This is a genomic window from Streptomyces sp. SID5785, assembly GCF_009870065.1.
Taxonomy (GTDB): Bacteria; Actinomycetota; Actinomycetes; order Streptomycetales; family Streptomycetaceae; genus Streptomyces.
On the sequence record NZ_WWIA01000130.1, the window covers coordinates 1 to 9,456 of the forward strand.

The window sequence follows — 9,456 nt, forward strand, 5'->3', positions numbered from 1 at the left end:
TCCGAAGCGAGGAGAAGGCCGAGGCGGCCAAGGCGCGGATCGCCAAGTCGCTGAAGCGCTCTGTCGACAAGGGCCGCACGAGCGCCGAGGCCGCCGAGCAGACGCTCGCCCGGATCACCCCGGCCGGCTCGTACGACGCCTTCGCCGACGTCGACCTCGCGCTCGAGGCGGTCGCCGAGGACCTGGACGTCAAGCAGCAGCTGTTCGCCACGTTCGACAAGGTCTGCAAGCCGGGCGCGATCCTCGCGACGACCACCTCGTCGCTGCCGGTCGTCGCGTGCGCCCGCGCCACGTCCCGGCCGCAGGACGTGATCGGGATGCACTTCTTCAACCCGGCGCCCGCGATGAAGCTCGTCGAGGTCGTGCGCACGGTCCTGACGAGCGACGAGGTGCACGCGACCGTCCGCGACCTGACCCTGAAGGTCCGCAAGCACCCGGTGGACTGCGGCGACCGCGCGGGCTTCATCGTGAACGCTTTGCTGTTCCCGTACCTGAACAACGCGATCAAGATGGTCGAGGAGCACTACGCGACGCTGGACGACATCGACGCCGCCATGAAGCTCGGCGGCGGCTATCCGATGGGCCCCTTCGAACTCCTCGACGTGGTGGGTCTGGACGTGTCCCTGGCCATCGAGAAGGTGCTGCACCGCGAGTTCCGCGACCCTGGCCTCGCGCCCGCGCCGCTCCTGGAGCACCTGGTGGCCGCGGGCTGCCTCGGCCGCAAGACGGGCCGTGGCTTCCGCGAATATGCCCGGCGCTGAGGCGGGCACGGGAGCCGCGCCGGGTACCGGCCCGGACGCGGGTCCGCACTGGGGCGGGCTGCTCGGGGAACCGGGCGGCCCGCTGACCGGGGAGCGTCGGGGAACATCCATGCAGTACGTTCGGGTCATGCCCAAGGCCGACCAGACCTCCCGTACTCCCGCCCCGTCCGACACTCCGGTGGAGAGCGCCGCGGGCAGCCGTGCCGCCGCGCAGCGGCTCAAGATGCGCCGGGAGCTCGCGGCGGCGGCCATGGAGCTGTTCTCCACCAAGGGGTACGAGGCGACGACGGTCGACGAGATCGCCGCGGCGGCCGGGGTCGCGCGCCGCACCTTCTTCCGCCACTTCCGGTCCAAGGAAGAGGCGATCTTCCCCGACCACGACGACACCCTGGTGCGCGCCGAGGCGGTGCTCAACGCGGCCCCGCCGCACGAGCACCCGCTCGACACGGTCTGCCGCGGCATCAAGGAAGTCATGAAGATGTACGCGTCGTCACCGGCGGTCGCCGTCGAGCGGTACCGGCTGACGCGCGAGGTGCCGACGCTGCGCGAGGCGGAGATCGCCTCCGTGGCCCGCTACGAGCGGCTGTTCACGCGCTACCTGCTCGGCCACTTCGACGAGCAGGCGCACCACGACGGCAACGACGACCCGCTGCTCGCGGAGGTCGCCGCCTCGGCCGTCGTCACCGCGCACAACCACGTGCTGCGGCGCTGGCTGCGGGCCGGCGGCCAGGGCGACGTGGAGACACAGCTGGACCACGCCTTCGCCATCGTGCGGCGGACCTTCGGCACGGGGATCGGGGCCGGGCGCACGCCCGCCGCCCCGCCGGCCGCGCAGGTCTCGCGCTCGGACGAGGTGCTGGTCACGGTGGCCCGTACCGACGCCCCGCTGTCCGAGGTCATGCGCACGATCGAGGAAGCACTGCAGCACCGCTGACCCTCCCCGCCCAGGGACGTCGGCGAAGGCCCCCGCGGAGCGATCCCGGGGGCCTTTTGCATGCCCCGCGCCGGGCGTCACCCCTTCGGCAGCACCGGCCGTGTCGCGCTCCGCACGGCCTGGCACGCAGTGCCAGCACATCTGCTCCTCCGGCGGCCCCGATCACGGCCCCGCCGCCCGCAGTGATCGATCATCGATCCCTTCCCGTACCGGGAAACCGCCCCTGACCACGGATGATCGATCATCGCTCAGCTGTCGGGCAAAGATTTCACCTGAGCGAAATTGATGGCACGCAGTGCCTTGTGCGTTGTCACGCGGTGCCATACGTTGAAGGTGTCCGGGCGGCCGGCGTGCAGAGAACTTCCGCACGCCGGCTGTCCCCGCAAGCCGCGACCACCGCGGCCGGCGCGCCCGGACGCCTGCGTCACAGGCACCCTTCCGCGCCCCACCCGGCGCTGCCATCGCACCACCGCGCCGAACCGACGGCATCTCCGCACCACCCCGACCAGACCCCGACTCAGCGTTCCCCTCAGACGCTCATCGCCGGAGGCACCACCGTGAAGGAAATCCTGGACGCGATTCAGTCGCAGACCGCCACGTCTGCCGACTTCGCCGCCCTGCCGCTGCCCGACTCGTACCGCGCGATCACCGTGCACAAGGACGAGGCCGAGATGTTCGCGGGGCTCGACAGCCGCGACAAGGACCCCCGCAAGTCCATCCACCTGGACGACGTTCCGGTGCCCGAGCTGGGCCCGGGCGAGGCGCTCGTCGCCGTCATGGCCTCCTCCGTGAACTACAACTCGGTCTGGACCTCGATCTTCGAGCCCGTCTCCACCTTCAGCTTCCTGGAGCGCTACGGCCGGCTCAGCGAGCTGACCAAGCGTCACGACCTGCCGTACCACATCATCGGCTCCGACCTGGCGGGCGTCGTGCTGCGCACCGGCCCGGGCGTCAACGCCTGGAACCCGGGCGACGAGGTCGTCGCGCACTGCCTCTCCGTCGAGCTGGAGTCGAGCGACGGCCACAACGACACGATGCTCGACCCCGAGCAGCGCATCTGGGGCTTCGAGACCAACTTCGGCGGTCTCGCCGAGATCGCCCTGGTCAAGTCGAACCAGCTGATGCCGAAGCCCGACCACCTCAGCTGGGAGGAGGCCGCGGCCCCGGGCCTGGTGAACTCCACCGCCTACCGCCAGCTGGTCTCCCGCAACGGCGCCGGCATGAAGCAGGGCGACAACGTCCTGATCTGGGGCGCCTCCGGCGGCCTCGGCTCGTACGCCACCCAGTTCGCGCTGGCCGGCGGCGCCAACCCGATCTGCGTCGTCTCCTCCCCCGAGAAGGCCGACATCTGCCGGGCCATGGGCGCCGAGGCGGTCATCGACCGCAACGCCGAGGGCTACAGGTTCTGGAAGGACGAGCGCACCCAGGACCCGAAGGAGTGGAAGCGCTTCGGCAAGCGCATCCGCGAATTCACCGGCGGCGAGGACATCGACATCGTCTTCGAGCACCCGGGCCGCGAGACCTTCGGCGCCAGCGTCTACGTCACCCGCAAGGGCGGCACCATCACCACCTGCGCCTCGACGTCCGGGTACATGCACGAGTACGACAACCGCTACCTGTGGATGTCCCTCAAGCGCATCATCGGCTCGCACTTCGCCAACTACCGCGAGGCGTGGGAGGCCAACCGGCTCATCTCCAAGGGCAAGATCCACCCCACCCTGTCGCGGACGTACGCCCTGGAGGACACCGGCCAGGCGGCCTACGACGTCCACCGCAACCTCCACCAGGGCAAGGTCGGCGTCCTCGCGCTCGCCCCCGAGGAGGGCCTCGGCGTGCGCGACCACGACAAGCGCGCCCAGCACATCGACGCCATCAACCGCTTCCGCAACATCTGATTCCCCAGGGAGCACAGCAGATGACCGAGCGTCAGAAGGACCGGCCGTGGCTCATGCGCACGTACGCCGGTCACTCCACGGCTGAGGCGTCCAACGAGCTGTACCGGCGCAACCTCGCCAAGGGCCAGACGGGTCTGTCGGTCGCCTTCGACCTGCCGACCCAGACCGGCTACGACCCGGACCACGTCCTCGCCCGCGGCGAGGTCGGCCGGGTGGGCGTCCCGGTCTCGCACCTCGGCGACATGCGACGGCTGTTCCAGGACATCCCCCTGGAGCAGATGAACACCTCGATGACCATCAACGCCACCGCCATGTGGCTTCTGGCGCTCTACCAGGTCGTCGCGGAGGAGCAGGGCGCGGACATCGCGACGCTCCAGGGCACGACGCAGAACGACATCGTCAAGGAGTACCTCTCGCGCGGGACGCACGTCTTCCCGCCGGGACCCTCCCTGCGTCTGACGACCGACATGATCGCCTACACGGTGTCCCACATCCCCAAGTGGAACCCGATCAACATCTGCTCGTACCACCTCCAGGAGGCGGGGGCCACGCCGGTCCAGGAGATCGCGTACGCGATGTCCACCGCCATCGCCGTTCTCGATGCCGTACGCGACTCAGGGCAGGTCCCCGCCGAGAAGTTCGGGGACGTCGTGGCCCGCATCTCCTTCTTCGTGAACGCGGGCGTCCGCTTCATCGAGGAGATGTGCAAGATGCGGGCGTTCGGGCAGATCTGGGACCAGATCACGCGCGAGCGGTACGGCATCGAGAACGCGAAGCAGCGCCGCTTCCGGTACGGCGTGCAGGTCAACTCGCTCGGCCTGACCGAGGCCCAGCCGGAGAACAACGTCCAGCGGATCGTCCTCGAGATGCTGGCCGTCACCCTCTCCAAGGACGCGCGCGCCCGCGCCGTCCAGCTGCCGGCCTGGAACGAGGCGCTCGGCCTGCCGCGCCCCTGGGACCAGCAGTGGTCCCTGCGCATCCAGCAGGTGCTCGCGCACGAGAGCGACCTGCTCGAGTACGACGACATCTTCGCGGGCTCGCACGTCGTCGAGAAGAAGGTCGACGAGCTCGTCGCGGAGTCCCTCGCCGAGATCGACCGGATCCAGGAGATGGGCGGCGCGATGGCCGCCGTCGAGTCCGGCTACCTCAAGTCGCAGCTCGTCTCCTCGCACGCCGAGCGGCGTGCCCGCATCGAGGCCGGCGACGAGAAGATCGTCGGCGTCAACGTCTACGAGTCGACCGAGCCGAACCCGCTCACCACCGACCTGGACGCCGCGATCATGACCGTCGACCACACCGTGGAGGCCCGGGTCGTGGCCGCCATCGGCGAGTGGAAGACGACCCGTCAGGAGTCGAGCGACCGCCAGGGCATGGGCGACCCGTTCCACTACCCGACCACCGGGCAGGCCCTGGAGCGCCTCAAGGAGGCCGCGGCGGGCACGGAGAACCTGATGGAGGCCACCCTCGAGTGCGCCCGCGCCGGAGTCACGACCGGCGAGTGGGCCGGCGCGCTGCGCGAGGTGTTCGGCGAGTTCCGCGCCCCCACGGGCGTGTCGTCGGCGCCGGTGGCCGTGACCGCCGAGCCCGGCACCCCGCTCGCCGAGGTCCGCGAGAAGGTCCGCCGCACCGGCGAGGAGCTGGGCGGCAAGCTGCGCCTCCTGGTCGGCAAGCCGGGCCTGGACGGGCACTCCAACGGCGCCGAGCAGATCGCCGTGCGGGCCCGCGACGCCGGGTTCGAGGTGGTCTACCAGGGCATCCGGCTCACCCCGGACCAGATCGTGTCCGCCGCGCTCGCCGAGGACGTGCACTGCGTCGGCCTGTCGATCCTCTCCGGATCGCACGCCGAGCTCGTGCCCGACGTCCTGGAGCGGCTGCGCGAGGCGGGCGCCGCCGACGTCCCCGTGATCGTCGGAGGCATCATCCCCCACGCCGATGCCGAGGACCTGAAGCGGGCGGGAGTGGCCGCCGTCTTCACCCCGAAGGACTTCGGCATCACGGAGATCATCGGCCGTATCGTCGACGAGATCCGGACAGCGAACCAGCTCGACCCTCTGGAGGTCCCCGCATGACTGTGAACCGTCTCCGCCCGCGCCGCTCCTGTCTCGCGGTGCCCGGAAGCAACCCGCGCTTCCTGGAGAAGGCCCAGGGTCTGGCGGCCGACCAGGTCTTCCTCGACCTGGAGGACGCCTGCGCCCCGCTCGCGAAGCCGGACGCCCGGCACACCATCGTCAAGTTCCTCAACGAGGGCGACTGGACGGGCAAGACGCGCGTCGTGCGGGTCAACGACTGGACCACGGAGTGGACCTACCGCGACGTCGTCACCGTCGTCGAGGGAGCGGGCCAGAACCTCGACTGCATCATGCTCCCCAAGGTCCAGACGGCCGACCAGGTCGTCGCCCTGGACCTGCTGCTGACGCAGATCGAGAAGACGATGGGCTTCGAGGTCGGCAAGATCGGCATCGAGGCGCAGATCGAGAACGCGCAGGGCCTGAACAACGTCAACGCGATCGCCGAGGCGTCCCCGCGCATCGAGACGATCATCTTCGGCCCGGCCGACTTCATGGCGTCCATCAACATGAAGTCCCTGGTCGTCGGCGAGCAGCCGCCCGGCTACGGCGCCGACGCCTACCACTACATCCTGATGAAGATCCTGATGGCCGCCCGCGCCAACGACCTCCAGGCGATCGACGGCCCCTACCTGCAGATCCGCAACGTGGACGGCTTCCGCGAGGTCGCGGGCCGCGCCGCCGCCCTCGGCTTCGACGGCAAGTGGGTGCTCCACCCCGGTCAGGTCGAGGCCGCGAACGAGATCTTCTCGCCGTCGCAGGAGGACTTCGACCACGCCGAGCTGATCCTGGACGCGTACGACTACTACACGTCCGAGGCCGGCGGGAAGAAGGGCTCGGCCATGCTCGGCGACGAGATGATCGACGAGGCCTCCCGCAAGATGGCCCTGGTCATCTCGGGCAAGGGCCGCGCGGCCGGCATGCAGCGCACCAGCACGTTCGAGGCCCCGGAGGCGTAAGACCCATGCAGTTCGGCCGCACCTACGAAGAGTTCACCGTCGGCGACGTCTACAAGCACTGGCCCGGGAAGACGGTCACCGAGTACGACGACCACCTCTTCTGCCTGCTGACGATGAACCACCACCCCCTCCACATGGACACGAACTATGCGGAGAAGACGACGGACTTCGGCAAGAACGTCGTCGTCGGAAACTACATCTACTCCCTGCTGCTCGGCATGTCCGTCCCGGACGTCTCCGGCAAGGCCATCGCCAACCTGGAGATCGAGTCGCTCAAGCACGTGGCGCCCACCTTCCACGGCGACACGATCTACGGCGAGACCACGGTCCTCGACAAGACGCCGTCGCGCTCGAAGAGCGACCGCGGCATCGTCCACGTCGAGACCAAGGGCTACAAGCAGGACGGCACCCTCGTGTGCGTCTTCCGCCGCAAGGTGATGGTGCCGACCGAGACGTACATCAAGGAGCGCGGCGGCGAGCAGCCCGGCCGCCCGGACCTTCAGGAGAAGCAGAAGTGAGCCGACTCGCCCAGACCCACGGCCTGACGGATGTGCAGCAGGAGATCCTGTCCACCGTCCGGGATTTCGTGGACAAGGAGATCATCCCCGTCGCGACGGAGCTGGAGCACCGCGACGAGTACCCGCAGCAGATCGTCGACGGGCTCAAGGAACTGGGTCTGTTCGGCCTCATGATCCCCGAGGAGTACGGGGGTCTGGGCGAGTCGCTGCTGACGTATGCCCTGTGCGTGGAGGAGATCGCGCGCGGCTGGATGTCGGTCTCCGGCATCATCAACACGCACTTCATCGTGGCGTACATGCTCAAGCAGCACGGCACGCAGGAGCAGAAGGACCACTTCCTGCCGCGGATGGCGCAGGGCGAGGTGCGCGGCGCGTTCTCGATGTCCGAGCCGGCGCTCGGCTCGGACGTGTCCGCGATCTCGTCCAAGGCGGTCAGGGACGGCGACGAGTACGTCCTGAACGGTCAGAAGATGTGGCTGACCAACGGCGGCACGTCAACGCTTGTGGCGGTTCTCACACGAAGTGACGAAGGCCACACCGAGGGCACGGCCCCGCACAAGTCGATGACGACCTTCCTCGTGGAGAAGGAGCCCGGTTTCGGTGAGGTCCGGCCCGGACTCACCATTCCCGGGAAGATCGACAAGATGGGGTACAAGGGCGTCGACACCACGGAACTGGTGATGGACGACCTGCGCATTCCGGCCAATCGTGTGCTCGGCGGCGAGACCGGCCGAGGGTTTTACCAAATGATGGACGGCGTCGAGGTCGGCCGCGTGAATGTCGCGGCCCGTGGCTGCGGTGTCGCGCAGCGTGCTTTCGAACTGGGCGTCTCTTATGCCCAGCAGCGTCACACTTTCGGCAAGGCGATCGCCCAGCACCAGGCCATCCAGTTCAAGCTGGCCGAGATGGCTACCAAGGTCGAGGCCGCCCATGCGATGATGGTCAATGCGGCACGCAAAAAGGACTCCGGGGAGCGAAACGACCTGGAAGCAGGAATGGCCAAGTACCTGGCCTCCGAATACTGCAAGGAGGTCGTCGAGGACGCCTTCCGCATCCACGGTGGTTACGGCTTCTCCAAGGAGTACGAGATCGAGCGCCTCTACCGCGAGGCTCCGATGCTGCTGATCGGTGAAGGCACCGCCGAAATCCAGAAAATGATCATTGGTCGTCGACTGCTCGAAGAGTATCGGTTCCAGGGCTGAGCCTGGGCGTGATGTCCTGTTACGGGGTGTTTTCTTCGCGAAGAAGATCACACCCCGTCAACACTCTTCGGCCGCCGACTCGGCTTCCTGGCTTGCCCAGTTGTGGCTCGCAACCGATAGCATCCCCGGAAAAGCCGCCGTCCCCCCGTAACCAGCGCGGCCTCATCCGCTACGAAGGTCATCCATGCCCCACAGCCAAACCTCTGCACCACGCGACGGCTTCCTCGGTGGTCGCCTTGCGCGCGGAGCATCGCCGTGGCTCCTTCCGACCGTCGCCACGGCCGCTCTGAGCCTGGCCCGTTCGCGTCGTTCCAAGAAGGCCGCAGCACTCGCCGTCCCGACCACCGCTCTGGCGGCCGGCATGCTGTGGTTCTTCCGCGACCCCGAGCGCGAGATCGCCCCCGGCCGGGTCATCTCCCCGGCCGACGGCGTGGTGCAGAGCATCATGCCGTGGAAGGACGGCCGCACCCGCGTCGCGATCTTCATGAGCCCGCTGAACGTCCACGTGAACCGCGCCCCGCTCGCCGGCACCGTGACGTCCGTCGAACACATCCCCGGCGGTTTCGTCCCGGCGTTCAACAAGGAGAGCGAGAACAACGAGCGCGTCGTCTGGCACTTCGACACCGAGCTCGGTGACATCGAGATGATCCAGATCGCCGGTGCCGTCGCCCGCCGCATCGTGCCCTACATCCCCCGGGGCACGAAGGTCGAGCAGGGCGAGCGGATCGGCCTGATCCGCTTCGGTTCGCGCGTCGACATCTACCTGCCCGAGGGCGTCGAGGTCGACGTCGAGGTCGGGCAGAAGACGGTGGCTGGGGTGACTCGCATTGACCGTGACTGATCCAGAGACCCAGGCCTGGGCCTCCGACGCCGACGGCGCGGACGAAGCGGAGGAGATGCCGCTCTCACTGCGTCTGTCGATAGCGGACACGCTCACCCTCGGTAACGCCACGTGCGGCTTCATGGCGGTCTACTTCACGACGACCGGCATCCTGATCCCGCACATCCAGGGCAGCAACGACTCGGGCATGGCCCGGCACTCCGCCGCGACCGCCGTGATCCTGATGCTGGCCGCCGCGATCTTCGACCTGTTCGACGGTCTGGTGGCCCGCAAGCTGCGA

9 protein-coding genes are annotated in these 9,456 nt (G+C 68.6%); all 9 read left to right on the forward strand.

The features are described from left to right. On the forward strand, positions 1-761 hold a 761-nt coding region (locus tag GTW43_RS03905), incomplete at its 5' end, for a 3-hydroxyacyl-CoA dehydrogenase NAD-binding domain-containing protein (protein WP_237536388.1). Between the two features lie 127 nt (positions 762-888). Beyond that, on the forward strand, positions 889-1,695 hold the full coding sequence (locus tag GTW43_RS03910; protein ID WP_237536389.1) for a TetR family transcriptional regulator: 807 nt from the start codon (positions 889-891) through the stop codon (positions 1,693-1,695). Positions 1,696-2,252: 557 nt separating this feature from the next. After that, positions 2,253-3,590, forward strand: a complete 1,338-nt coding sequence (ccrA, locus tag GTW43_RS03915) for a crotonyl-CoA carboxylase/reductase (protein ID WP_161300205.1) — start codon at positions 2,253-2,255, stop codon at positions 3,588-3,590. Between the two features lie 20 nt (positions 3,591-3,610). Next, complete coding sequence (locus GTW43_RS03920) at positions 3,611-5,659, forward strand: protein meaA (protein WP_161300206.1); 2,049 nt, start codon at positions 3,611-3,613, stop codon at positions 5,657-5,659. Continuing rightward, entirely contained in the window at positions 5,656-6,615 is a 960-nt protein-coding gene (locus tag GTW43_RS03925) for a CoA ester lyase (RefSeq protein ID WP_161300207.1), read from the forward strand. Before GTW43_RS03920 ends, GTW43_RS03925 begins: the two co-directional genes overlap by 4 nt. Positions 6,616-6,620: 5 nt before the next feature. Continuing rightward, positions 6,621-7,133 carry a MaoC family dehydratase gene (locus GTW43_RS03930; protein WP_161300208.1) on the forward strand — a complete coding sequence of 171 codons (513 nt, stop codon included), beginning with the start codon at positions 6,621-6,623 and terminating at the stop codon, positions 7,131-7,133. After that, positions 7,130-8,335 (forward strand): acyl-CoA dehydrogenase family protein, encoded by a 1,206-nt coding sequence (locus tag GTW43_RS03935; RefSeq protein WP_161300209.1) that lies wholly within the window; start codon positions 7,130-7,132, stop codon positions 8,333-8,335. The genes GTW43_RS03930 and GTW43_RS03935 overlap by 4 nt, the downstream gene beginning before the upstream one ends. A gap of 184 nt (positions 8,336-8,519) precedes the next feature. Continuing rightward, positions 8,520-9,176 (forward strand): phosphatidylserine decarboxylase, encoded by a 657-nt coding sequence (locus GTW43_RS03940; RefSeq protein WP_161300210.1) that lies wholly within the window; start codon positions 8,520-8,522, stop codon positions 9,174-9,176. Next, positions 9,163-9,456, forward strand: a 294-nt coding sequence (locus GTW43_RS03945) for a CDP-alcohol phosphatidyltransferase family protein (RefSeq protein WP_202501004.1), incomplete at its 3' end; no start/stop codon positions are given. The genes GTW43_RS03940 and GTW43_RS03945, both read left to right, overlap by 14 nt.